Origin of the sequence: Alteromonas ulvae (genome assembly GCF_048987005.1) — a bacterium.
GTDB lineage: Bacteria > Pseudomonadota > Gammaproteobacteria > Enterobacterales > Alteromonadaceae > Alteromonas.
Genome location: NZ_CP185261.1, coordinates 2,811,804 through 2,836,738, shown reverse-complemented (window position 1 = coordinate 2,836,738; position 24,935 = coordinate 2,811,804). Strand labels below are relative to the sequence as shown.

Annotated in this window: 23 protein-coding genes; 14 read left to right on the top strand and 9 right to left on the bottom strand. The window is 45.0% G+C overall.

Features of this window, described 5'->3' with window-relative positions; genetic code table 11:
* Positions 1–55: 55 nt before the first annotated feature.
* The 5 genes from rnd (at position 56) to ACOJR9_RS12385 (ending at position 3,787) form a co-directional block, all read left to right on the top strand.
* Positions 56–1,231 (top strand): ribonuclease D, encoded by a 1,176-nt coding sequence (rnd, locus tag ACOJR9_RS12405; RefSeq protein ID WP_420933272.1) that lies wholly within the window; start codon positions 56–58, stop codon positions 1,229–1,231.
* 118 nt (positions 1,232–1,349) lie between these two features.
* The gene (locus ACOJR9_RS12400) at positions 1,350–1,646 is read left to right on the top strand and encodes a YcgL domain-containing protein (protein ID WP_420933271.1); all 297 of its coding nucleotides are present in this window, start codon (positions 1,350–1,352) and stop codon (positions 1,644–1,646) included.
* Between the two features lies 1 nt (position 1,647).
* Positions 1,648–2,619: a lytic murein transglycosylase gene (locus tag ACOJR9_RS12395; protein WP_420933270.1), complete on the top strand. Its 972-nt coding sequence runs from the start codon at positions 1,648–1,650 to the stop codon at positions 2,617–2,619.
* Positions 2,619–3,284, top strand: a complete 666-nt coding sequence (locus tag ACOJR9_RS12390) for a fumarylacetoacetate hydrolase family protein (RefSeq protein ID WP_420933269.1) — start codon at positions 2,619–2,621, stop codon at positions 3,282–3,284. Before ACOJR9_RS12395 ends, ACOJR9_RS12390 begins: the two co-directional genes overlap by 1 nt.
* Entirely contained in the window at positions 3,284–3,787 is a 504-nt protein-coding gene (locus ACOJR9_RS12385; RefSeq protein WP_420933268.1) for a YcgN family cysteine cluster protein, read from the top strand. Before ACOJR9_RS12390 ends, ACOJR9_RS12385 begins: the two co-directional genes overlap by 1 nt.
* A gap of 89 nt (positions 3,788–3,876) precedes the next feature.
* Here the strand turns inward: ACOJR9_RS12385 and ACOJR9_RS12380 are convergent, their stop codons facing one another.
* From ACOJR9_RS12380 to nhaB, 3 genes are read right to left on the bottom strand one after another with little or no spacing between them, the layout of a single operon-like run.
* Positions 3,877–4,428, bottom strand: a complete 552-nt coding sequence (locus tag ACOJR9_RS12380) for a GNAT family N-acetyltransferase (protein ID WP_420933267.1) — start codon at positions 4,426–4,428, stop codon at positions 3,877–3,879.
* A complete protein-coding gene (gene dsbB, locus ACOJR9_RS12375) occupies positions 4,425–4,952 on the bottom strand; it encodes a disulfide bond formation protein DsbB (protein WP_420933266.1) in 528 nt (175 codons plus the stop codon). Before dsbB ends, ACOJR9_RS12380 begins: the two co-directional genes overlap by 4 nt.
* A 3-nt stretch (positions 4,953–4,955) precedes the next feature.
* On the bottom strand, positions 4,956–6,539 hold the full coding sequence (gene nhaB, locus ACOJR9_RS12370) for a sodium/proton antiporter NhaB (protein WP_420933265.1): 1,584 nt from the start codon (positions 6,537–6,539) through the stop codon (positions 4,956–4,958).
* A gap of 438 nt (positions 6,540–6,977) precedes the next feature.
* Between nhaB and fadR the strand changes: the two genes are divergently transcribed.
* The 3 genes from fadR to ACOJR9_RS12355 all read left to right on the top strand — a co-directional run bounded on the left by fadR (position 6,978) and on the right by ACOJR9_RS12355 (position 9,172).
* The gene (gene fadR / locus ACOJR9_RS12365; protein WP_420933264.1) at positions 6,978–7,688 is read left to right on the top strand and encodes a fatty acid metabolism transcriptional regulator FadR; all 711 of its coding nucleotides are present in this window, start codon (positions 6,978–6,980) and stop codon (positions 7,686–7,688) included.
* 214 nt (positions 7,689–7,902) lie between these two features.
* Positions 7,903–8,262: a phasin-related domain-containing protein gene (locus ACOJR9_RS12360; protein ID WP_420933263.1), complete on the top strand. Its 360-nt coding sequence runs from the start codon at positions 7,903–7,905 to the stop codon at positions 8,260–8,262.
* Between the two features lie 124 nt (positions 8,263–8,386).
* The gene (locus tag ACOJR9_RS12355) at positions 8,387–9,172 is read left to right on the top strand and encodes a hypothetical protein (protein WP_420933262.1); all 786 of its coding nucleotides are present in this window, start codon (positions 8,387–8,389) and stop codon (positions 9,170–9,172) included.
* Positions 9,173–9,441: 269 nt separating this feature from the next.
* On the opposite strand, the gene ACOJR9_RS12350 is transcribed toward ACOJR9_RS12355, so the two are convergent.
* Together ACOJR9_RS12350 and ACOJR9_RS12345 are read right to left on the bottom strand one after the other, a co-directional pair.
* A complete protein-coding gene (locus tag ACOJR9_RS12350) occupies positions 9,442–10,875 on the bottom strand; it encodes a hypothetical protein (RefSeq protein WP_420933261.1) in 1,434 nt (477 codons plus the stop codon).
* Between the two features lie 59 nt (positions 10,876–10,934).
* Positions 10,935–12,404, bottom strand: a complete 1,470-nt coding sequence (locus ACOJR9_RS12345) for a DUF3336 domain-containing protein (protein ID WP_420933260.1) — start codon at positions 12,402–12,404, stop codon at positions 10,935–10,937.
* A gap of 250 nt (positions 12,405–12,654) precedes the next feature.
* On the opposite strand from ACOJR9_RS12345, the gene ACOJR9_RS12340 reads away from it, so the two are divergent.
* From ACOJR9_RS12340 to ACOJR9_RS12330, 3 genes are read left to right on the top strand one after another with little or no spacing between them, the layout of a single operon-like run.
* Entirely contained in the window at positions 12,655–13,863 is a 1,209-nt protein-coding gene (locus ACOJR9_RS12340; protein ID WP_420933259.1) for a DUF445 domain-containing protein, read from the top strand.
* Positions 13,864–13,878: 15 nt separating this feature from the next.
* On the top strand, positions 13,879–14,556 hold the full coding sequence (locus ACOJR9_RS12335; RefSeq protein ID WP_420933258.1) for a TetR/AcrR family transcriptional regulator: 678 nt from the start codon (positions 13,879–13,881) through the stop codon (positions 14,554–14,556).
* The gene (locus ACOJR9_RS12330) at positions 14,556–15,995 is read left to right on the top strand and encodes a wax ester/triacylglycerol synthase domain-containing protein (RefSeq protein WP_420933257.1); all 1,440 of its coding nucleotides are present in this window, start codon (positions 14,556–14,558) and stop codon (positions 15,993–15,995) included. The genes ACOJR9_RS12335 and ACOJR9_RS12330 overlap by 1 nt, the downstream gene beginning before the upstream one ends.
* Before the next feature lie 83 nt (positions 15,996–16,078).
* On the opposite strand, the gene ACOJR9_RS12325 is transcribed toward ACOJR9_RS12330, so the two are convergent.
* Positions 16,079–16,831, bottom strand: coding sequence for a DUF1439 domain-containing protein (locus ACOJR9_RS12325; RefSeq protein ID WP_420933256.1), 753 nt, complete (start codon positions 16,829–16,831; stop codon positions 16,079–16,081).
* Between the two features lie 249 nt (positions 16,832–17,080).
* Between ACOJR9_RS12325 and ACOJR9_RS12320 the strand changes: the two genes are divergently transcribed.
* On the top strand, positions 17,081–18,730 hold the full coding sequence (locus tag ACOJR9_RS12320; RefSeq protein ID WP_420933255.1) for a GMC family oxidoreductase: 1,650 nt from the start codon (positions 17,081–17,083) through the stop codon (positions 18,728–18,730).
* Positions 18,731–18,771: 41 nt separating this feature from the next.
* Here the strand turns inward: ACOJR9_RS12320 and ACOJR9_RS12315 are convergent, their stop codons facing one another.
* Complete coding sequence (locus ACOJR9_RS12315) at positions 18,772–19,395, bottom strand: TetR/AcrR family transcriptional regulator (RefSeq protein WP_420936127.1); 624 nt, start codon at positions 19,393–19,395, stop codon at positions 18,772–18,774.
* Between the two features lie 411 nt (positions 19,396–19,806).
* On the opposite strand from ACOJR9_RS12315, the gene ACOJR9_RS12310 reads away from it, so the two are divergent.
* Together ACOJR9_RS12310 and ACOJR9_RS12305 are read left to right on the top strand one after the other, a co-directional pair.
* Positions 19,807–20,646: a crotonase/enoyl-CoA hydratase family protein gene (locus ACOJR9_RS12310; RefSeq protein WP_420933254.1), complete on the top strand. Its 840-nt coding sequence runs from the start codon at positions 19,807–19,809 to the stop codon at positions 20,644–20,646.
* Positions 20,647–20,700: 54 nt separating this feature from the next.
* On the top strand, positions 20,701–22,743 hold the full coding sequence (locus ACOJR9_RS12305; protein ID WP_420933253.1) for an NADPH-dependent 2,4-dienoyl-CoA reductase: 2,043 nt from the start codon (positions 20,701–20,703) through the stop codon (positions 22,741–22,743).
* 291 nt (positions 22,744–23,034) lie between these two features.
* On the opposite strand, the gene thiH is transcribed toward ACOJR9_RS12305, so the two are convergent.
* The gene (thiH, locus tag ACOJR9_RS12300; protein WP_420933252.1) at positions 23,035–24,159 is read right to left on the bottom strand and encodes a 2-iminoacetate synthase ThiH; all 1,125 of its coding nucleotides are present in this window, start codon (positions 24,157–24,159) and stop codon (positions 23,035–23,037) included.
* Positions 24,160–24,933 (bottom strand): thiazole synthase, encoded by a 774-nt coding sequence (locus tag ACOJR9_RS12295; RefSeq protein WP_420933251.1) that lies wholly within the window; start codon positions 24,931–24,933, stop codon positions 24,160–24,162.
* Positions 24,934–24,935 lie beyond the last annotated feature (2 nt).

Here is a 24,935-nt window from a genome sequence, read left to right as displayed (position 1 = left end):
TTAACTAGTTTTTAAAGCCGGCGTGAGCCGGCTTTTTTATTTAATGTGCGAAATAATGCAATATCAATTAATTACAACATACGAACAGTTAAACAACGTGTGCTATTTGGCACAACAGCAACGTGCAGTGGCTCTTGATACAGAGTTTGTGCGAACGCGAACTCTCACGCCTCACCTCGGCTTAATTCAACTATACGATGGACATCAACTTGTTCTTATCGACCCTATTGCTATAGACGATATGCAGCCGTTCATCGATTTGCTAGAAAATAAATCGCTAGTGAAGGTATTACATTCATGTTCGGAAGATTTAGAAACGTTTCTTGTTGCCTTCAATACGATTCCCGAGCCTGTTTTTGACACGCAGTTTGCAGCCAGCTTGTTAGATATGGGGCCAAGTTTGGGTTATGCCCGCCTTGTAGAGATTATCTGCGACGTGAGCCTTGATAAAGGCGAATCTCGAACTGACTGGATTGCACGGCCGCTTCGCGAGTCGCAGTTAAGCTACGCCGCTAACGACGTGCTGTATCTGCTGCCTTGCTATGAAGATTTGGTGGACAAGATAAAAGATGCAGGAAAAGAGAACTGGGTTTATCAAGAAATTGCGTTACTAGCTGCTAAAAAGCGAGCGCAAATGCCGGCAGATTTTGCCTACCTTACTATTAAAAATAATTGGCGCTTAAACAGCGAACAACTCACAGTGCTGCAGGCGTTAGCGTCTTGGCGTTTAACGACCGCGAGGAAAAAAGATCTGGCGTTGAACTTTGTGTTCAAAGAAGGGCATTTGTTCGAGGCGGCGCAGCGTCTTTTATCGAGCAAGTCAGACTTATCAAAGATTAACGATTTAAATCAACAGGCAGTTCGTCGGTATGGCGATACCATCATTGATTTAATTGTCGAGGCTCGTGAACGATTCGCGCAAACTCCAGATAAGCTGCGACTACCGCAAGTACTGCGCTTGATGGATATTCCGAAGTATAAAAAGACCCTTGCCGATCTCAAAGCCATCAGCGAAGAGATTGCCAAAGAAAATAACGTGAATAACGAAGTAATGTCATCGAAAAAGCAGCTTAATCAATTATTAAAGTGGTATTGGTTTAACGTAGATGAAACCCGTATTTTGGGCTTAAAACCTGACGTGTTGTCTACATGGCGCGAGCCACTCTTTATGCCAAAAGTGATAGAGCTACTTGGTGAATTACCTGAGGGCTCCAATGCTTTTTCGCAATGAAAGCCCTTAAGCAACAGCGCTGAAATAAAAGAACTGAGTTAAAAATGCTGAACCCCAAACGCCGAAATAAAGCATCAGTTTTGGTAAAGACAAACACAGATTAGAAACGAGAAATAGTATGTTATGTGCGGTTTATAAAACCAGAAAAAAACAGGGCATGTATTTATACGTGCCTAAAAAAGAGGTATTCGATGATGTGCCGGAGCCTCTTATGCAGCGCTTTGGTAAGCCTGAGTTAGTCACACTGCTATCACTAGACAAACGTGAAAAGATAGCGGGAATCGACAAGCAAAAGCTCGCAGATGAATTGAGTACCAACGGCTTTTACTTACAAATGCCTCCTAAAGAGGACGACCTTCTGTCTACTCACCGAGTTTCTCTTGGCCTATCTTCTTCACCGGACAAAAAGTTTTAGTATGCGTTTAACTATGTGGTTAGCAATGCTGGTGGCGAGTATTGCTGTGTCTTCATCTCAAGCCAACGACAATGAATTTAATGATTATCTTAAAACGCTGAAAAGCGAAGCGATAGAAAAAGGCTACGATGCCCAATTTCTTGATATCACTTTTCGCGATATTGCATTTCGACCTAGCGCAGTAAAATCAGACAAAAACCAGCCGGAGAAGAAAATCACCCTTGACGACTACCTTGCAACGCGAGTACCTGATTGGAAAGTGGAACAGGCAGTGCAGAAATATCTTTCGAATAAAGCGTTACTGGACGAAATTGGCCGCAAATATGGTGTTCAACCACGCTTTATTGTGGCGCTGTGGGGTAATGAGTCAAACTTTGGAAAAATACAGGGCTCGTATCACGTATTGTCAGCTTTAGCCTCTCTTGCTTATGAGGGGCGCAGGGAAGCATTATTCAAAAAGAATTTCTTTGCTGCGCTTACTATTTTAAGTGAACAGCATGCACAGATAGATAAATTTAAAGGCTCTTGGGCCGGTGCGATGGGGCAGACGCAGTTTATGCCAGTGTCGTTTCTCACCTATGCTGAAGATTATGACGGCGATGGCAAGAAAGACATTTGGGGTACGAAAGCCGATGTGTTTGCCTCTATTGCTAATTACTTGGCCTCAGAGGGCTGGAGTGACGCGGGTACCTGGGGACGCCAAGTAAAATTGACCAAGCCAGTATCCGTATCGGGCTTAGCTACAGAAAGCATGAAGCCGCTATCGTTTTGGCATGAACAAGGCGTAAGACGGTTTGATGGTAGTGACCTTCCTAATGTGGATATTAACGCATCGCTAATAATGCCAGACGGTGAAAACGGCAGGGTCTATCTGGTCTATAATAATTTTCACACGCTGATGAAATGGAACCGCTCTACCTATTTTGGCGTGTCCGTTGGATATTTGTCAGAGCGCATAAAGAGGGGATACTGATGCCTTATCAACATAAAAGCGTAGCTGGGCAGCCTATTTCTTTGCCGGTTAACAAAGTGGTGTGTATTGGTAGAAACTACCTAGATCATATTGAAGAAATGAACTCAGTAGTGTCTGAAGACCCTTTGCTTTTTATGAAGCCTAAGTTTGCTATGTGCGATATGACAAAGCCACTTGCGATACCCATTGATAAAGGGGCTTGTCACAATGAACTCGAAGTTGCTGTGCTGTTAAAAAATAGCCTTAAGAATGCCAGTGAGTCTGAAACCGCCGACGCTATTTGGGGAATTGGTTTAGGGCTAGATTTAACCCTACGTGATGTGCAAGCATCGCTCAAAAACCAGGGGCAGCCTTGGGAACGAGCAAAAGCTTTTGATAACAGCGCGCCACTTTCACCTTTCGTCCCGTTGGCAGAGTTTGATAGTCTCGACGACCTGCGTTTTACCCTTAAGATAAATGGCGAAGTGAGACAGCAAGGCCACACGGCGTTAATGCTACATAAAATTATTCCCTTGATTGCGCACATGTCCAGCGTATTTTCTCTCGACGCCGGCGATGTTATCCTAACAGGTACGCCAAAGGGTGTTGGTCCGCTCAACGACGGCGATACAGTAGCAGTATCGCTAGACGCTTTCTTTTCGCTTCAAACTAAGGTAACTGTGTAATGCCCAGTTCGTCAGCGCCATTTTGGGAAACCAAATCATTGGAAGAAATGAACCAAACCGAGTGGGAATCACTGTGCGATGGTTGTGGTAAGTGCTGTTTACACAAGTTTATTGATGACGAAAGTGTAGAAGAGTATAGCCCCACCGATTTTATCAATGCAAACGAGCAGATACACTACACCAACATTGTGTGCTCTTACTTAAATACAAAAAAATGTGAGTGTACCGAGTATCAAAACAGAACCGTGCTTGTGCCCGATTGTGTCAAACTGTCGAAAGAAAACCTGAAAGACATCTTTTTTATGCCAACAAGCTGTACCTACAGAAGGTTGAATGAGGGCAGGGGGATGCCGTCGTGGCACCCGTTGCTCAACAAGGGTAAAAAACATGTCATGCATGCTAAAGGGATGTCTGTTCGCAATAAAACGATATTTGAGACCGATGTGGATTTAAATGAATTTGAGAACTACATTGCCATTTGGCCGTTGGAAGACTTAGATTAAGTGTGGGTATTTGGCAGATTAGCGTCAGCTTTCACCGCTTTACACTTTCTACTGTGGTCGCCAGTCTGTGTTTTGCCCTATTCGCTAATCTAGCTATTGACCAGTGCATAAAGAAGAGCATCTCTGCCGAAAACACGTTTACGGCAGAGCCCTTCTTTTATTGCTCCAACGCGTTCAGCAACTCTCAAGCTCGCCTTGTTGTTTGGCTCAACAACGCATTCTAATCTGTTTAAATTCATTTGAGAGAAGGCGAGTTTTTTCAGCGATTCACAGATTGCTGTAGCGAGCCCCTTGCCACAGGCGTCCGGACGCAACCAATAGCCTAAGTTTGCGATAAGATGAGTATGATGTATGTGGTTGATAATACCCATGCCCAAACATCGTTCTTCATGCACGAGTAAATAGGTTAAGCCATAGCCACGCTCTCTTGCTTTTTCCATTCCCTCTATACACTGCTTTGACAACGTCGGAGTAACAGGGCAGAGCGATGGGCCCAACCATGGCTTTACGTGGTGTATAGACTGTTGCCCGGCTTCACACAGCATGTCGCAATGCTTGTGAGCAATACGCTGTATAGAGACGGGGCCTTGCTCCGTATGAATGGGAGGAAGGCGAGAAGGGAGTATTGATAAATCAATCAAAAGGGCTTTTTATCCAACAGCCTGCATGCAAATACTACGATAAACGCAATGACATAGGTAGCGAAGATGATTTGCATCCATTCTGCCATGCCCATGGAAAGGAATTGCCATGTATTTTCTAGGCAATCTCCCTCAGCAGCAAACACGGCAGGTATCCACTCATGAAGCTGAAGCCATGACGGAAAGTTAGGTACAATCTCACAGCTTGCAAAAAAGGGATTTGACGCGTTAAGGAGTTCGACATGCTCAGTGGCAAGCAAGTAACCCCACACAGCTGACACCGCCCACCCCGCAAAACCGAGCATTCGGGTAAACCCATTATTGCTAATCACTACAATTAGCGCCGAAAACACGATGCCATACATCGCTGTTCGCTGGTAAATACACATGATGCAGGGCTTCAAGCCCATGGCGTACTGAAAGTAAAGTGCAGCAATCTCAAGCGCCAGTGACGTGGCAAAAAGCACAAGCCACGATGACTTGTGCTCGGCCCACTGACTAATACCATGAATAACAGCGGGCATTATTTAATGCCCTACCGCTTCAGTACCAACCCCAGTGGCAGAGTGGTGCTCTATCAAGTGCATATCGTATAGCCATGCGGTGGCGTCGGCTAAACCGATGTAAGTTGCCAGTAAACCAACAAGAGTAAGCACAATGGTATACGGCAAGGCCATGATGACCATTTTTCCATAAGACAAGCGCAGTAACGGCGCGATTGCAGAGGTGAGTAAGAATAAGAACGCAGCTTGTCCATTTGGCGTTGCTACACTCGGTAAATTGGTACCTGTATTTATGGCTACTGCAAGCATATCGTATTGATCTCGTGTAATTTGTCCGGCTTCTAAGGCCGCTGTCACTTCGGTGATGTATACCGAGCCTACAAATACATTGTCGCTGACCATGGAAAGAGCACCATTTGCTAGGTAAAACATGACCATTTGAGTTTCACCTTCAAAGGACAGTACCCAGTGAATAACTGGCTGGAAAAGCCCTTGGTCGATAATAACGGCAACAACACCGAAGAAAACAGCAAGCAGTGCGGTAAATGGCAGTGCCTCCTCAAACGCTTTGCCTAACGCATGTTCTTCAATAACGCCGCTCATAGAGGTGGCTAGCACAATAACCGAAAGGCCAATTAGGCCAACGGATGCCATATGAGTGGCTAGACCAACAATCAACCAAACACCAATTAACGCTTGAACCAGTAACTTCGCTTTTTCTCGCTTACTGCGTCCTTCATCCATATGCATATTGTAATCGGCAAGAATTTTTCTTACCGCCGTGGGAAGCTCTGCACCGTAAGAAAACAGCTTTGTTTTTTCAACGAAAATAGTTGTCAGTAAACCACACACAAAAACAGGCAGAGAAACTGGCGCCATACGAATGAAAAATTCAACAAAATTCCAGCCAGCCTTATCGGCAATAATGAGGTTTTGAGGTTCACCTACCATCGTCATTACGCCACCAAGAGCAGTACCAACAGCAGAATGCATCATAAGGTTGCGCAAAAAAGCACGGAAGTCTTCCAAGTCGTTACGACCAATATCGTTCACACCATCATCACTGGTATGGTCGTGGTCGGAGTGGAACTCTTTACCCGAGGCTACTTTGTGGTAGATAGAATAAAACCCTAACCCTACACTTATGATTACCGCAACAACGGTAAGGGCGTCGAGGAAGGCTGATAAAAACGCAGAGGCAAATATGAATGAAAGGGAAAGAATGAGTTTGTTTTGAACCTTAATGACCAGTTTGGTAAATAGGTACATCAGGAGATCTTTCATGAAGTATATGCCAGCGACCATGAAGACCAGCAGTAGCAATACTTCTAAATTGACCTCAATTTCATGCATCATATGACCCGGTGTAGTCATTCCGATAAACATGGCCTCTATAAGAAGTAATCCTCCTGGCTGCAGGGGATAACATTTAAGAGCCATGGCAAGGGTGAAAATAAATTGAATGACCAATGACCAACCTGCAATATATGGGTCCACCATAAATAAAAAGGGGTTGGCAATGAGAAAGGCAATAATCGTCTTTTTGTACCAATCGGGCGCATGTCCCAGGAAGTTCTTATAGATCGCCGAAATCATTGAGGTTTGCATGAGTTCCTGTTCCTTTTACAACAAAGCACGCATTTGTGCGCATCTTTACACTGTATATTTGCGATTTATTACGTTAAAAATCTGTCGATGAGCAGTCTCACTCACCGTAAAAACAGTTTTAACGCGGTTATTATAGTCGGTGTTCAAGCGTACATGATATTAACGTGTTGAGAAAGCAATTCACGGGCATCTGATGACGAAAGTTACTGAAAGCTTGTCGAATTTCCATCATATAGCGGTAGCGTATTTTAAAGACGCTCAAATGTGAGTATTTTGTGAACAAAAACGCAGTGTATCTTTTTATCACGGGAACAAAACATAAGGTAGAAGCGTCTAGGACTCACAGCGGACGTATATTTCGTTGTGTAAATGTGTAACCATCTGGTACAATCAGTTGTTAAATTTTATGAGCTTACGTAAACGTGCAGGCGATTAGTTATGATATATAAGGCACAGAGTCCAGCTGGATTCGCCGAAGAATACATTGTGGAATCAATTTGGAGTGGCCGCTTTCCGCCAGGTACCATTTTGCCTGCAGAAAGAGAGTTATCTGAGCTAATTGGTGTTACACGAACTACGCTACGAGAAGTGCTTCAACGGCTTGCTAGAGATGGGTGGTTAACTATTCAGCATGGTAAACCAACAAAAGTGAATAACTTTTGGGAAACGTGCGGTTTAAACATTCTAGAAACCCTTGCTCGACTCGATCAAGAAGGCATTCCTGAGCTAGTTGATAATCTGCTAGCAGCACGCACAAATTTAAGTGCAGTGTTTATTAGAGGTGCTATTCGTCACAATGCTAAAGCGTCAGCCGATATCATTGCTCGATATAAAGACGTGGATCAAGAAGGTCTTGCCTTTGCGCAGTTCGATTATCAAATGACCCATGATTTAGCGCTTGCATCTAACAATAATGTATTCGTGCTAATGATGAATGGATTTCGCGGTCTGTATTCACGTATTGGTGGATATTTCTTTGCCCACCAAGACGCCCGCGACATCGCCATGAAGTACTACGCAGATTTACTTGAAGTTGCAGAGAGTGGCGACCATGGCCGTGTGCCAAATGTAGTGAGAAACTACGGCATAGAAAGCGGAAAGATGTGGCAAGAAATTAGAAACGACATGCCAAAAGACCTCGTAGACTAGATAACCTCTCTCATTGCGTTTTAAGATTGTCGATAAAAACGCCCCTCGGTACATTTACTCAGTGCAGGTAAAGCTTACCTAATAGGAGTGTTGTCATCGAAGGGCGTTTTTTTTACTTTAATTTTGTTTTTAGTATGCGGTTTCTAATTGTTAAGCGTAAAGTTTGACTATGGTGTTTAGACACACCCCAACTCGGCACTCATAGGAGCTCAAAATGACTACTAAAGATACTATCAAAGGTAAAATTAATGACGCTGAAGAAATGGCGCGTAAAATTTGGTTAGCTGGTCTTGGCGCTTATGGAAAAAGCGTTGACGAAGCGCAAGGTCGTTATGACAAACTAAGCGAAGAGGCAAACAAAATGTTTGATGAGCTTGTGTCAAAAGGCGAAACCTTAGAAGGCGATGCACGCAGTAAGTTTAAATCGACAACCAATGATGTTGAAAACCGCGTGGCTGATGTTCGTAAAAAGCTTGGTTTAGACTCAGAGCCAGCAGACCAACGTATCGACGAGCTATCTGCAAAAATTGATGCGTTAACTGAAGCGGTTGCTAAATTAGCCGCAAATAAGTAACACCCAACGTGCTGCTTTGAAATAGTATCGCAGCAACCATACGTTAAAAAGATAGGTGGTGTAGAGAAAAAACCGAATTCGGGTGTTCACTACGCCATCTTTATCTCCTTCATAAGGAGGCGCCATGAGTAACAATTCTACAGATTCAAAGCAGACTGGTGTGGTTGGTGAAGAGGTGAAAGCTCCGGCTACATCGCAAGGTTCTATAACTACATCATTGAAGTCTTCGCCTATTTTTGGTTGGTTTTATGCTGGAGCAGATATGCTCTCTGCTGAATTGGACCAGATAGCAGGCTTAGTGAGCAAGCAAATTGATAAAACCAGCGAAACCTTGCAAGAAATGCAGTCGAAAGGTATTGAGGTTGAAGCGGATTTAAGGCGCTCATTTAGCCCATTTGTGTTTTTTGATGCTGCTCAGAATTTAGTTAAATCGACATCTGTCTATTCAGTATTATCTGGCGGGCAAAAGCAGCAGCGTCAAGCGCAAAAAATAGATGAACTTTCCGCCAAAGTAGATGTGTTAGTCGAGCAGGTTGCACTGTTGGCCGCTAAAGAGGCGGTTAAGCAGGCGGAGAAGAAAGAAACGCCTAAAAGAGCATCTGCCAAAGCGACGACTAACGCCACGACGACAAAAGCAGCAACGGCTGCAAAAACACGTCGAGGGAAAACGGCTGCGTCGGCTACCGCAAAAGCAAAAGCGTCTAAGCCTGCAGCAAAGACGACTACCTCTGAGGCTGCAGTAAAAGCGGCTGCGTCTAAAGCTGCGACGAAACAGTCTGCGGCTAGCAGCGCAACACCTAAGACTTCAGGTACGATAGCGAAAGAGCCAAAAGCTGAAACGGTTGCTACTGCGACTAAAGCTGCGAGCTCACCCTCTTCGGCGAGCAACACCGCTAAGAATAGTGACTGAGATAGTCTCTTCGGTATAGCTTAAGTGAGCTGTTTAGCCAAATATAAAAAGCCCCCAGTAATTGAATAGTCCAACTATTGGGGGCTCTTTACCTTCCGGTTTACTTCTTTGTTCATACTTTATATTCAATCAACCAGAAGCAATGGGTTCGACAGTATACAAAGGGACCAAGTACAAAAGTCGCTAAGCTGCTTCTTATGAACCTTATAGCAATCCGTATTACTAGGCAGAGGTCAGAGACCGCGGCACTACGCTATAAGTAGAGTGGCTTACGTATTTTTTGCCCATAAATTTTGATGTTTCTTAAACCCAAAAAAGTCGTAGGGCTCCCAAAAGCTAGGGACCAAATCATCTAATGAACCTTGTGAGAAATTACTCGATAGCTGACTCATTATTTCACTCAGCCTTGCTTCTCCCAACCGCATGAGTTTTTTTCTGTTTGCAGGAAAGTATAAATTGCGATGCTTTTCTATCACTTCATAAGCGCCGCTGGTTATAAAGTTTTGGTTTCGTGTCACTACTTTGCAAATTGGCTCGGCGGGTTTGGCTGGGTTAAGACCCACTACTATGGCGTATTCGTAATGGTTTTTTTCCTGGCCTTTTTCATTTTTTGGAATAAAGGCAATACCAAAACCTTGCGGGAAATATCCTACCAAGTTCATAAAATCTTGCGCTAAATTTTTGTTTAAACTTCCTTTTTTTGCCATCTGCTCTACCAATAGGTAGCCTTTCGGCAAATCTAGACGGGTATAGTCTGACTTCGTAGACAGTACAATAGAAACATAAATTTGCGGTATTTTGACCAGCTCTCCCAGTCCTGTCTTTGACAAGAACGCGTCTTTCACTAGCTGCTGCAGAAAATCAGATGCATCCGTATGAACCTTGATAAAACGGTCTCTTTCTTCCTTTATGTCACCGGCGTATTTTGGAATGCCCAAACCCTCAGACAAATATTTCAAAGTGAAATGATAGTTTATCTTAAGTAAGCTTTTGCGCTGCGTTTCATCAAGTAATCTAAACTCATCTAAATCGCCATCCTTACCTTTTAAAATGGTAAGTGCAGCGGGACTTTGTAAGCCAATATCTTGAAGCAGAGCCGCGGCGATTAGCGGTACACCCAATTCAGTTTTCCACTTGTCTTTCCAGTACTGATCGTTTCGGAAGCGAGAAATAGCCTCGCGATATCTCGATAAATAAGAGTGGGCTATGGTATCGTGATCTAACAAACGGTCCGCCAGTCTGAGAGTCAGCACCGCTTTATAAATAGGCTTATAGCGCTGATGTACTCTGGCGAAGTTTCCATCAGCACCGCGAGTAAGTAGCATTAGCGTCCCTAGAAACTTAGCACTTAGCTGCTGAGTTTCTGCCCATGTTTCTCCCTCACACAGGTTAATCACTTTAGCGCAAACAGTCTCAAGTCTTTCAAGGCGAGCTAGCCTCTCTTCTTCAAGCTTTTCGTTATTATTTTTTATCTGTTTAGCGAGTTGACTAGCAAGCACCTCTTTGTCTTTCTTGTCTTTTATTTTAAATAGTTGCTCTTTTAAATCAGAGGTGTGCTGCTCTAAAGTAGTGGTTAACGTAAAGTAATGTCGCGCATCTTCGAAAATAGAGCCGAATCCGGTCTCTTTTGGGTACACTAAAGAGAGCAATTGTTTGACTTGTTGTGTGTAAATATTGTCTGGGCTTTGGCTTTGTGAACTCACCGTGATCCTTTAATTTGTTCTCGCATCAGCCAACGTCACTTCGCCATAACGTAATCGCTTTACGGCGTGTGATGAGCAAGATGTCGAAGCTCGACGGCTTCTCGTTTTTTTAACTGCGCTAAATGATATCGCAATTTCTCACTTATTTTGGTATTTCTCTCAATTACATGGAGTTGCGGCCAAGACGCTTGCTCTCCGCTAGTCATTAATTCATCCATGCTTTCTAGCGTTGGATTAGCTAATACCTTTGAAAGGTTGCTCAGTTGGCGTTTTGGCAAAATATTGATATCGCCAACATATTGCTGATCAATTATTGACCTTACTTTGTGAATAGCAAGTTTAGCACTTTTATTGCCCACCATTTTTTCAATTATATCAATGGCGAAAACGCTGTTTGATTTCGCCAGCTGTCCAATATGCCGAGTTGTCATGTCCCAAAGAGAGTGTGCATCAATTCTTCTGGAAGAAATAAAGGGGACTGCTAGCGGGTTCGTTTGGCTCACAATACTGTGATTAACACCATAGAGCCTCGCAAGTCTTTTAAACGGTAAATCGGCCATTAACGATCCATCTGCAAATCGCCTGTTAGGAATGTAGGGGACAATTTCGCCCAATGGCGTTTTTGCTTTTAGCTGCACGGGGCTAAACACGATAGGCACCGCGCACGACGCTCTCACAGCTTGGCTGATAATAGCATTTGGCGATGTCTTTGCGTTTAGCAAGCGAGAATGCTGGTGTAAATCTGCAGGCGATACCGTAATGGTTACATGACGGCCTGTTTTCTTGAACGCTTCTTCAAATGTGGTTAAGTCAAATAATTCAATCAGTGCATTTTCCAGCATGGAGCTATCAAATAAACTGCCTTTATTAAGCCCAGCAAAAGTTCGCCAGTGCTTAAACATTTCATAAATTCGCTTTGAGTCTAGGGATTCTTCAAGTTCATCATGGGTTCGGGTGGCCAGCATAGCGCCAATAATGGAACCTGCGGAGGCACCAGAAATAACGGTGGGTAATAGCCGTCTTTGATTTAGCGATTTCACAACGCCGGCGTGAAAGAAACCAAGGCCAGCACCGCCAGACAGCATAAGACAGCTGCGTCCGAAAGCGTGGGCAGTTTCTTCAAAAAACGAGAGCTTTTCGTAAAAGTCCACGTCGTCTTCATTGGCATTAACAATCTGCTCAAGGGTTAACGAAACCTCGTCGATAAATTGTTCGATGAGCTTTTTCGTTCCTATTTTGCAATGAGTTTGTAACGCTGGGTTAGCAATATTGCCTAAGTTTCCATGCAGTCCTTCATGCAAAATGGACATCAGCGCATGAGTATCACCTCGACCTCTTGCGATTTGAAGACGTTGCACCCGCTTTTGAATAAGTTTGTAGTCGTAGTCTTCGCTCTCATCCTTTGCCTTCCAGTCGTCAGCGCCAGACATGGCATCATGAGCCAGACAAGCAGCCTCATATTCGTCGTAGTTACTTGCGTGTTTAATATCACGTTCAAGCTTTTTTAACGGTAAATCGAATGCTGTCATGGCAACCACCTTAATTATTCCAAAGACAAAACGCCTCATATCATAGTAGATATCAAAATTAGAATTCACTACCTAAGGTTGGGTATAAGTCGCGTTATTTAGTGTAACTTAGTAACATCGCGTAGGCATTGGGTGTGAAAATTTGTTTTCTATCAACAATTACGCCTAATTACACTTTTTACGTTGACCAAATCATAAGCACTCAGTAGCCTGAGCAGTAGAATAATAAATTGGAACGTTTGTTCGCTGTATGGACTGGAATATTCAAACCCTTAGCTTGCTATCAATACCGCTGATAAGTGCCGTGGTTGGTTGGGCGACAAATTATCTCGCAGTAAAAATGATGTTTTACCCTATAGAATTTGTGGGAATAAAGCCTTTTTTGGGCTGGCAAGGTCTCATTCCGGCTAAGCGTCGACAAATGGCAGAGATAGAAGTAGAGCTTGTTTTAGGTAAGTTATTAAGCGTTGAAGAGCTTGCTCAACGGCTCGATCCCGATGAACTCACCAAAGCTATCGAGCGCCGACTTAGCCAAGTAATTCGCAAAGTGGTGAATGATGTTATGGCCGAGTCAGCACCTCAAATGTGGGCAGCATTGCCGGTTCAAGGAAAGAATGTAGTTTACCAGCGCATTGAAAATGACATTCCTAATGTTGTGCATAAAATGGTGGATGACTTTCAGCACAATGTGTCTGAAATTCTCGATATCAAAGAGCTCGTTGTTGAGCAATTAGTCAATTCACCAGAATTGATTAACGAAATTTTTCTCACAGCAGGCAGTAAAGAGTTTCCTTTTATTGTGCGTTCAGGGCTGTATTTTGGTTTTCTCTTTGGACTACCCACCATGTTGTTGTGGCATTTCTACCAAGCGTGGTGGATTTTACCCTTAGGCGGCTTGTTAGTGGGGTATGCCACAAATTGGATAGCCATTAAAATTATCTTTGAGCCCAAGCGGCCGCGAAAAATCGGCCCCTTTGTGGTTCAAGGCATGTTTTTAAAACGTCAAAAAGAAGTGTCTGAGGTGTACTCGTCGATTATTGAAGAGAAACTGATCACGCCAAAAAACATCACCAATATTATTTTACATGGCTCTGGCTCGGCCCAGCTACTCGAGCTTATCGAGCTGCATGTTAACGACGCTATCGAGCGCTACGTGGCCATTGCACAGCCTTATTTTGCACTTGGGGTGGGGTCAGAGAACTATCACAAAATGAAAGCCTTAGCAGTGCAGCAAATTTTTGATAATTCAGAAAAATATCTGCTTTATGCCTACGATTACGCCAATGGCGCAATGCAAATAGGCCAAGACTTAAGCTTGAGAATGCAGGCGCTAAGTGCAGAAGAGTTTGAGGGCGTGCTGCGTCCAGCGTATCAACAAGATGAGTGGAAATTGATATTAACCGGTGCGTTACTCGGTATGGCCGCTGGCTTTTTGCAGCTTTATTTGGTGTTTATGTAGGGAGCGTGTAGCGCAATGAAAACAGCACAGCGTATTTTGCTTACTGCCTTAGCGATGTTTAACGAGCACGGAGAAAACGCCGTCACCAGTGTCGATATTGCTATCGAGCTCGATATAAGCCCTGGCAACCTTTACTACCATTTCAAGGGTAAAGAAAGCATTGTCGTGGCGCTGATGAAAATGCACGAACAGCAAATGCAGGCTTTACTTACTAGAGACAAGCTCAATACCTTAAGTGCAGAAGACATAATGTACTACCTGTATTTGCTTATTGATAGCATCCACGTATTTCATTTTTTATATAAAAGCCCGGCTGACTTGGCGGAAAAATATCCACAAATAGTAAAGCGTCGGCAGCATATTTTGGCCAATCTTAAACGTCAAATCACGTTTTTATTTGAGTCGTTAGTAAAGCAAAAAGTGTTAGTAGCTTCCGACGCCGACCGCGTTTTATTAATGGAGCTTATACTACTTATCATTACCCAGTCTTGTCAGTTCGATGAATTAAACAGTCACATGGATGACGAGGCTCAACGCTTTCATGCTTTATCACTCATGATGGTGAGCATTCTTCCGCGGCTTACAATGAATGAACAAGAAAAGGCAAAACTAGTGGCCTTACTCAATTCTCACGAGTTTGCCAATAATATAAAAAGCGAATCACCACTTTACGCGGTTAACGGGGATAAATAATGTCAAAAACCCTCAGTTTCTTAGATAAATCGTTCTGGATAACGGAATCTGATGAAAACCCAAAGCATGTAGCATGTTTACAGTTACTAGCGCTCCCTGAAGGCGCCGACAAAAAAACCTACGTACCGACACTGTTTAATGAGATAAAAAGCTACACCCGAGCTACATCCCCTTTTAGTTGCGCAGTGAAAACATTTCTAGGGTATCCCATTGGTTTCAAGCCTGTGAAAAAGCTGCACATGGACTATCATGTGCAAATTCACCGGATAGCCAATGTGCAAAACAGAGAAGCCCTCGATGCCTTTATCGCCCGTCTTCACGCCTCTCGGTTAGACCCTGATAAACCCCTTTGGCAATATCATTTCATTTTTGATGAAATTAGCGACACCTTTGCTATTTATGCGCGCGTACATCACATGTATGGCGATGGCACTACGTTGGTTCGCTGGTTCCAAGCAGGCTATGTCTCACATTCTACCGACGGCAAATTTACCCCCATTTGGGCAACTAAGCGGCTTAGAAATAAAAAGCGGGATCCAATCAGTCTGGTAAAACGTCTTGTTGGCGTGGGATATGCCCTTAAAACCGTATTTGATTTACTGGTTATTTTTGTGCGAATTTTTATGAAACTGATTAGAGTTAACCCGCACTATATGCCGGTGCCGTTCACCGGTACCAAAACCATGCTTACCGGGCAGGTAAAAGCGGGAAGGGCAGTGGCAACTGTCGATTTAGATTTTAAACGGGTAAAAGCGTTAGCGCGGCGCACCCGATCTACCGCAAACGAAGTGCTATTGTGTGCATTTGATATTGGTGTACACAAACTGCTTAAAGAGCACGGCCAGGTGTTTAAAAAGGCGCTGTACACCAATATGCCCATCAACCTTCGCAAACCGGGTGAAAAGACCACCGGCAATAAAATTGCGATTGTTCCAGTTAAGCTTGCCCATGGCGAAAACGATCCTTACCTTAGGTTAAGACAGATAGTCGTTAATCATCGCATAGTAAAACATGCGGCTCAGCACGCGCGCCCGGCTGCCTTTAGTGGTTACACTATTGTTATTCAGTCGATGGCATTGGTTTTTGAGTGGCTGCGCTTATCAAATGTGGTAAAGCCCATTGCCAATATTCTTATCTCTAATGTACCTGGCCCTAAAGACGCGCGATATTTAAAAGATGCCAAGCTACTTGCCTGTTACCCCATATCAACAATGACTCCGGGAGGCGGAGTGAACATCACTTTTATGACCTATGCCGACACCGCCAACGTGGGTCTTGTGTGTTGCAATAAAAATGTAGAGTCGCTCCAGCCACTTGCTCTGTATGTGAAAGATGCCTTCGATATGCTGGAGGCGAGTGTAGACGACCCTAGATTAAATATTGATGATATTGGTGAACACATCGAAAAAGTGCCGCTTTCTATAGTGAGTGACCACTAGGGGTTTGTTGGTTTAGCATTTGGGCTATGTTGATTTAGCACTAGGGCTATGTTGACAGAGCGCTATATTGATTAAGTGCTTCGCTAAACGAGATAAAAACGAAGTCGATCGTCTTCTACGCGCACGCTTTTCCCAACCCGTGCAAACAGGGCCTCGCGCCAATGCGACTCGCGCATGGTATGACTCAGATTAGCGGTATTAAACTCACTTTGAATGGCCTGATTAATTTGCGGTTTGTGATAGTCCAATACCGCTTGTTTTGAGCCTGATAAATAAAGCTTTAAATAATCAGCAGCCACATCTGAGGTGCCAACGGTAAATAAAGACATTGCCGAACGCAGTGACGATGTCACTAGATTATTAATGCCCTGCGGGAAGAATTTATTTAACAGGTAGCGAGAGTCTTGTATCAGCGCATAACTATCATTTACCAGTGTAATGGTATCGATATTCACATGGGTAAGTAATACGGTTTTACTTGTTTCATCGTATTGGGGCGTTGCGCTTGCTACAACCACAAGGTGCGCTCGATACAGTGTATTATTCGCCACGTCGATATTCATAGTGGCAAGGCACTGAAGGACCAGCTTATTGTTTTTGTTATCGAAGCTTATTTCGCCTTCTTGTACGTTAACAGTACCAGTGCCAATGGGAATATTTAGCGTAAAGCGGTGGGGGAATAGGTCGGCTATTAACTCGTGAAGTTCTTCTTTTGTGAAGTCATCAAAGCGCAGTTTACCTAGTTTGATAAGCAGTCTAGCAACGAGTAACTTACACCTGTCTTTAAGCGGCATAGGCGATGGTTGACTGTCGATAAACGGCGATGAAAGAGGCATGGCGACGGTATAAAGCCCTTGTATGAAAACGGAGAATACGTCAAGACTATTATGTTTTGTGAAAGTTACAACATAAAACTTTCCTGAACCATGGCTAATTTGCTAATCTGGTCTAACCACAACGTTTTATTAACAACTAGTGCGTTTATAATTAAAACGTTAATAATTAGAGCGTCAATAACTAAAGCAGTGCGGAATGCATAGATAGACGCGTAGCGTTTTACCTATCCCGTTTTTGGAGCAGTGACTATGAGTGAAATACAAGGTAAGTACGACTACATCATTGTAGGCGGAGGCTCTGCGGGAGCGGTGCTAGCGACCCGATTGTCTGAAAATCCGGCCCTTGATATTTTACTTATCGAAGCAGGCGCAAAAGACACCAACCCTATGATCCACATTCCCTTTGGCATTTCCTTGTTAAGCCGTTTCGAGGGCATTGGTTGGGGGTATCACACTGCACCGCAAAAAGAGATGTACGACCGAGAGCTCTTCTGGCCGCGAGGTAAAACCCTCGGCGGCAGCAGCTCTGTTAATGCCATGTGTTACATACGTGGCCAAGCCGAAGATTACGATCGCTGGGCGTTTGAGGAAGGCGCGGTGGGTTGGTCCTTTGACGAAGTGCTTCCTTATTTTAAACGTGCTGAAAACTTTGAAGAAGGGGCTGATGAGTATCATGGCACAGGTGGCCCACTTAATGTGAGTAAGCTTCGCCACACCAGCGTGCTCTCCGATGCCTTCGTTAGCGCAGCCTCACATGGCGGCTACCAGCAAATCGATGACTTTAATCGCGACCAACGCGAGGGTATTGGCTATTACCACGTCACTCAGGTAAACGGGCAGCGTTGTTCTACGGCGAAAGGCTATTTATCACAAGCAAAGCACCGCAATAACCTCACCGTGCTTACCAAGGTGGCTGCTGAAAAAGTCGTGTTAAAAGATAAGCGAGCGGTAGGAGTGCAGGTAAGAGAAAAGGGCTCTGTGGCCACGTATTTTGCTAAAAGTGAAGTGATCTTGTGCGGCGGTGCAATTAATTCACCGCAGCTGCTAATGCTCTCAGGCATTGGCCCTCGCCTTGAGTTGGAAGAGAAAGGTATTTACGTGCACCAAGATTTACCTGGCGTGGGACAAAATCTGCAGGACCATCTCGATGCAATTGTACAGTTTACCTGTGAGGCTCGTGAAGGCTATGCAGTTGCCGCAGGTGCACTGCCTAAGTATGTTAAAGCAACGGCAGAATATGCCTTTAAGCGCGACGGAATTTTTTCTTCCAACATTGCTGAAGCGGGTGGTTTTTTACGCTCGTCAAACGCAGATAAATATCCCGATATTCAGCTTCACTTTCTACCTGCCATTCTCAACGATCACGGCAGACAAGTTGCCTTCGGTTATGGTTACGGACTGCACGTATGCTGTTTGTATCCGAAAAGCCGCGGTACGGTATCGCTACAAAGCAATCACCCCGCAGACCATGCGCTTATCGATCCGAACTACCTCAGTGCGGTGGAAGATCAGCAGGTGATGATTGATGGGGTAAGAATGGCCAGAAAATTACTTGCTGCCCCCGATTTCGAAAAGTTTAAGGGAAGTGAGCTATATCCTGGTGCCGAAGCACAAACTGACGAAGACATTTTGGAGTTTTTGCGAGAGCGTGCTGAAACTATCTATCACCCAATAGGGACCTGTAAAATGGGTAGCGATTCCGATGAACTAGCTGTTGTAGACTCCCAGTTGAGAGTAAGAGGAATTGATGGGTTACGGGTAGTTGATGCGTCGGTAATGCCAAGTCTTATTGGTGGCAACACAAACGCACCTACGGTTATGATTGCAGAGCGAGCAGCCGATTTTATTAAGGCCACTCATGAAGGGCAGCCAATACCCATTCAAACTGCGTCTGCGTAGGGTTAGGTGTAAGGTTCGGTGTAGTAAAGCGCCCCTGCGCTCTAGGCTTTGTTCGATGCCTGCATAAATAAATCTGCGGCACAGTCACACATTTCTTGAATGTGGCTGCTGTCTGCATAAATACCATCTATCAACAGGCGTGCTATGCCATGAAGCGTACCCCAAGTTACTTGTGCTAATCGCAGTGCGTCTTGATTGTCTGGCAGTAGTCCTTTGTGTTGCCAAAACTTAGTCATGGTTACCTGAAACTGGAAACAGGGAAAAGCCACGTCTTTTAAATCGCCGGTGGCCGCGTTGTTTTGCCAAAGGGTGCGGCCAAACATAAGCTCATACATTTCAGGGTTATCTGCCGCATAGCCTACATATTCACAAACAAATTCTCTAAAGCGTGCACTGGGTGTTTTTTCTTCTTGTTCGAATATGCGTTTTGCTGTTGAGTGCCAATCGCTAAAGCCCTTTGCGGCAATGGCGCTAAGCAGTGCGCTTTTATCTTTAAAATGATGATAGGGCGCTGTACGAGATACGCCTGCATCTTCAGCAAGCTTGCGTAAAGACAAACTATCTACCCCATGTTCGGATAAGCGCTTTGCGGCTGCGTTTAAAAGGGCAGTTCGAAGGTCTCCGTGATGATAGGACTGGGCTGAGTTTGATACTGCATTTGACATTGTATTTACCGCTGCATTTGTTGCTGAAGTAACCACTTCCTCTGCCTCCCTCGTGTCCGTCACATTTACTGCACTCATCGCCGTAGTATCACTCTTAGTCTCACTCTTTATGTACTCTCAATTTGATATGTATTCGCTCTTTGCTGCCTGCGGGCTTTAACTCTTTCGTAATATCAAATTTATCGTGATAACTCATACAGAAATATGAATGACCTTGTGGCGTGGGCGCCCATTTCGCGATTATTTCGCGGATGGGTTGCGCCGACGACTAAATCACGAATCCGTTATTTTACTCGATAGATTTCTAAAAAGCCTACTTTATCTTGACACCGTCAACATAGCCTTTTATCTTGACGCTGTCTAGTTTGCAAAAATGTTAATAGAATTTTCACCATGGAGACACCGCAAACCATGAAATACTCTACGCTAGAAGTTAAATACGAAGGGCTGATTGCACATGTTGTGCTTAATCGTCCAGAGGCGATGAACAGCATGAACCCGGCGTTTTGGAACGAGTTCCCCGCGGCTATACGTGCCATCGATGACGAGGCCAAAGCACGGGTCATTATAGTGTCGTCAACAGGCAAGCACTTTTCTGCCGGTATGGACTTAGCGGTGTTCTTGAACATGAAGGAAGATTTTAAAGGCGACCCGTCTCGTCGTGCAGAGCGCATGCGACGCACAGTAAAAATGCTGCAAGACAGCTTTACCGCTATTGAAGAAGCCCGTATGCCGGTGATAGGTGCTGTGCAAGGCGGCGCCATTGGCGGCGCGGTAGACTTATTGAGTGCGTGTGATATGCGCTATTGCACTAACGATGCCTTCTTTACAATTAAAGAAACACAGCTTGGCATGACTGCCGATGTAGGTACTCTTCAGCGACTGCCTAAGCTAATTCCTATCGGCATGGTAAAAGAGCTCGCGTATACGGGTCGAAACTTTGGTGCGCAAGAAGCGCAGCAGCTGGGTTTCGTGAATGAGGTTTTCGAAAGCCAAGAGGCAATGCTTGAGGCTGTCACTAAAGTGGCTACGCAGATAGCGGCCAATTCTCCTTTGGCTGTATCAGGCACTAAAACCATGATTAATTTTGCTGTCGAGCACAGTGTTTCAGAAAGCTTAGATTATATGGCGACATGGCAAGCTGGCATGTTTCATATGGAAGACGTATTCACTGCGATGGAATCACAGAAAGCGCAGCAACAACCAGAATTTCCGCCGCTACATGGCGCTGTAAAACAAATGAAATCGTAGTTTCAGCAGGCACTGATAACAACATAATTACGACACTAATTTCAGGAATAGACTATGAACCAGACCGTTACCGACCACACTGTATATCCTCACTTATTTCGACCGCTCGACTTAGGCTTTACCCAATTAAAAAACCGCGTGATCATGGGCTCAATGCATACCGGCTTAGAAGAGCTTCCTGATGGCCATAAGCGCATGGCGGCATTTTACGGTGAGCGTGCTCGTGGCGGTGTAGGACTTATCGTAACCGGCGGCATCGGGCCCAATGAGGAGGGCTCAACCCATCCATCTACGGTTCGCCTTGATACTGATGAAGCCATTAAAAACCACAAAGAAGTGACCGATGCCGTGCATATCGCCGGTGGTAAAATTTGTATGCAAATTCTGCATACCGGTCGCTATGCGTATGGCCCTAAACTGGTTGCGCCCTCAGCGGTGCAGGCTCCCATTAATCCGTATAAGCCTAAAGCCCTTGAAGCGGATGAAATTGAAAAGCAAATTAACGACTTTATTACCACTGCTACTCAAGCTCAGCGTGCAGGCTACGACGGCGTAGAGATAATGGGCTCTGAGGGCTACTTTTTAAATCAGTTTATTGCTCGCAGAACTAACCATCGCGATGACGAGTGGGGCGGTGAGTACGAAAACCGTATTCGATTGCCAATTGAAGTTGTTCGCCGTGTACGCGAAGCCGTGGGTGAGCGTTTTATCATTATTTACCGTTTGTCTATGCTGGATTTAGTGGAAGGCGGCTCTACCTTCGATGAAGTTGTGCAGCTAGGTAAAGAAATCGAAAAAGCCGGTGCAACTATTATTAATACTGGCATAGGCTGGCACGAAGCGCGAATTCCAACCATTGCCACCAAAGTACCCCGCGCAGCATTTACCTGGGTGTCGGCGAAATTCCGCGAGCAACTGTCTATTCCTCTCATTACGTCAAACCGCATAAACACGCCAGATGTGGCTGAAACCGTGCTTGCTCGTGGCGATGCAGATATGGTGTCTATGGCACGCCCGTTTCTTGCAGACCCCGACTTTGTGCGAAAAGCTCAGCAAAATAAAGCGGATGAAATTAATACCTGTATCGGCTGTAACCAAGCCTGTCTAGACCATGTGTTTAGCGGCAAAATGACCAGCTGCTTAGTAAACCCCCGTGCGTGTCACGAGTTAGAGCTTAATGTAAAACCTGCCGATAAGAAAAAGCGGGTAGCGGTTGTGGGCGCAGGCCCTGCGGGTCTAGCGGCTGCGGTCACATCGGCCCAACGGGGCCACGATGTTGTCATTTACGATGCCGCAAGTGAAATTGGTGGGCAGTTTAATATTGCGAAACAAATTCCTGGCAAAGAAGAGTTTTATGAAACCCTTCGTTATTTCGCCCGTCAAATAGAACTACACGACAACATTACCTTAAAACTTAACACCCGTGTTGACGCCTCAACGCTTAACGACGAGGGGTTTGACGATGTGCTAGTGGCAACAGGTATTAAGCCAAGAATGCCAGCTATAGAGGGGATTGAGCACAGCAAAGTAATGTCTTACGTTGATGTGTTAAGAGACAAGAAACCAGTAGGGAACAAGGTGGCGATCATTGGCGCTGGTGGTATTGGTTTTGATACCGCCGAATATCTGTCACACGGAAAAGAAACCCCAAGCTTAGATATTCCTGCGTTTATGAAAGAGTGGGGTATTGATATGACAATGACGGCACGAGCGGGGATTGAGGGAATGAAACCTCAGCCTGAGCCATCGCCTCGTGAAATATTTTTGCTGCAGCGAAAGTCGTCAAAAGTGGGGCGAGGCTTAGGTAAAACTACTGGCTGGGCGCATCGAGTGGGCTTGCTAGCGAAAGGGGTTACTATGATCCCAGGTGTTACCTACGATAAAATTGATGATGAAGGGCTACACATTACCGTAGACGGTAACAGCCAAATATTGCCGGTAGACCATGTCATCATTTGTGCAGGCCAAGAGCCATTGCGAGATATTGTTGAAGGGCTAAAAATGCCTTATCACTTAATTGGTGGTGCAGATGAAGCACTAGAGCTTGATGCTAAGCGCGCTATCGACCAAGGTACAAGAGTGTGCGCTGAGGTGTAGTTATCACCTTTGTTGCAGCATAAAAAAAGGAGCCTTAATGTTTGGCTCCTTTTTTATTGCTCGTTGTTTTGCCCTGAAATACGTTGATGGCTGCTGCACGGGGGTGTTTTGAGCCTATCTTGTTAGCCTCTTATGCAAGCCTCCATTTCAAAAGCCTCTATATCAAAAGCCTCTATATCAAAAGCCTCTATATCAAAGGCCTCCTTAAACAGCTGTCATAAAAAGCTTTCGCAAATAGCCTTTGTAAACAGCTGCCGTAAAACGGGTTTAACAAACCTAAACCGTCGAACGCTAACCAGTAGACGAAAATGCAAGCCAGTCTTTCCACACTGGGTCTAGCCCTTGCTTTGTAATTGCATCTACCACCTGTTTGACAGGGCGGTTATCATCAATATCAAATTGGCTAAGGGCCTCAGTGGGTTGGCTGTAGCCTCCCGGCTGAGTTTGCGACGCTGCAGACATACTGGTTATACCTAATGAAAGTGCGCCGTCTCGAAATCCTGCCGATTCTCGAGTTGATAACGATAGCTCTGCCTGCGGATTAAACAGTCGGTGCGCACAGATAAGTTGAAGCAGCTGCCTTTCGTCTGGCAGATGAGCGTTTTGCAGCTGGCTTGCGCCGCCTTCGCAGCGCCTCAGGCGAGGAAACGAAATTGAAACACGACTTCGCCAATAGTGTTGCTGTATCAGCATGCCATGAAGCGCAGTCATTACGCTATCTACCCGCCAATCTCCTAATCCAAGTAGCGCACCTATACCAATTTTGTCTATGCCTGCTTTACCAAGGCGATCGGTGGTTTCTAATCGCCATAAAAAATCCTGCTTTTTGCCTCGTTGGTGATATTTAGCGTAGTGCTGCGGCGAATAGGTTTCTTGATATACCAATACCGCGTCTAACCCCAGCGTTTTGAGCTTAGCATATTCAGCTTGTTTCAGCGGCTGCACCTCCATCATGAGGTAACTTACACTACTTCGTATCGCCTTAAGCACGCGCTCAAAATAATGAATACCCACTTTCGTTTCGTGTTCACCCGTTACCAGCAATACATGGTCGAAACCCATATGCTTAATGGCATTTATTTCGTTTTGTACCTCATTGGTATCAAGAGTGGTGCGCTTAACCTTATTGCTCATGGTAAAGCCGCAGTACGTGCACTCATTGGCACATAAGTTAGACAAATACAAAGGCACGAATAAGTTCATGGTATTGCCAAATCGATGGCGAGTACGCTGTTGCGACAGCGCGGCCATGTCTTCTAAATAGGGCAGCGCGGCGTGAGAGATAAGCGCCATAAAGTCATCAATATCAAGAATGTGCTTAGTGAGCGCTCGCTCTACATCGTTAGCTGTTTTAGCATTAAGCGATAGGGCAATATGGGCTAAATCTTGCTGCAATAATTGTCGGGCTACGTCCATTTACGACTCCAAAAACGAGGTTAACGGGCTGGTAGCAGCACTGCGTTCTTGCGAAACCCCTAAGCCCGCTTCAAATGCCTTACGTCCAGTTTCAACCGCACACTTAAAAGCAGCTGCCATGGCTATAGGATTATTTGCGGTAGCGATGGCAGTATTCACTAACACCGCATCTACCCCCATTTCCATGGCCGCCATTGCGTCGCTGGGTTTGCCAATACCGGCATCAACAATAACGGGCACCTTTGCTTGCTCAACAATTATGCGAATAAAGGGTTTTGTTTGTAGCCCTTGATTGCTACCAATAGGCGCGCCTAATGGCATAACCGCTGCGCAGCCAACCTCTTCTAACCGCTTGCACAGCACTGGATCGGCGCCGCAATAAGGCAACACGTTAAAGCCTTTTTTAACCAGAGTCTCTGCCGCCTTTAATGTTTCGATTGGGTCGGGGAGCAAATAGCGTTGGTCAGGGTGAATTTCCAGCTTTATCCACTGACTGCCAATGGCCTCAAAGGCAAGCTCAGCGGCAAAAACGGCTTCTTCTGCAGTTTTTGCCCCCGATGTATTAGGCAGTAAGGTAACACCAAGCTTTCGCAGCTGGGTCAGCGTTTCATCGTTGGTAGCCCCCCCATTATTTAAAGCTACGCGCTTCATCGCAAGCGTGACCATGTCGCTGCCAGCTGCGAAAACCGCATCATGCATAGTGTTGGCATTGCTAAATTTGCCTGAGCCCGTAAGTAACCTCGAAGAAAACTTATGATTTGCGAGTGTAAACATGC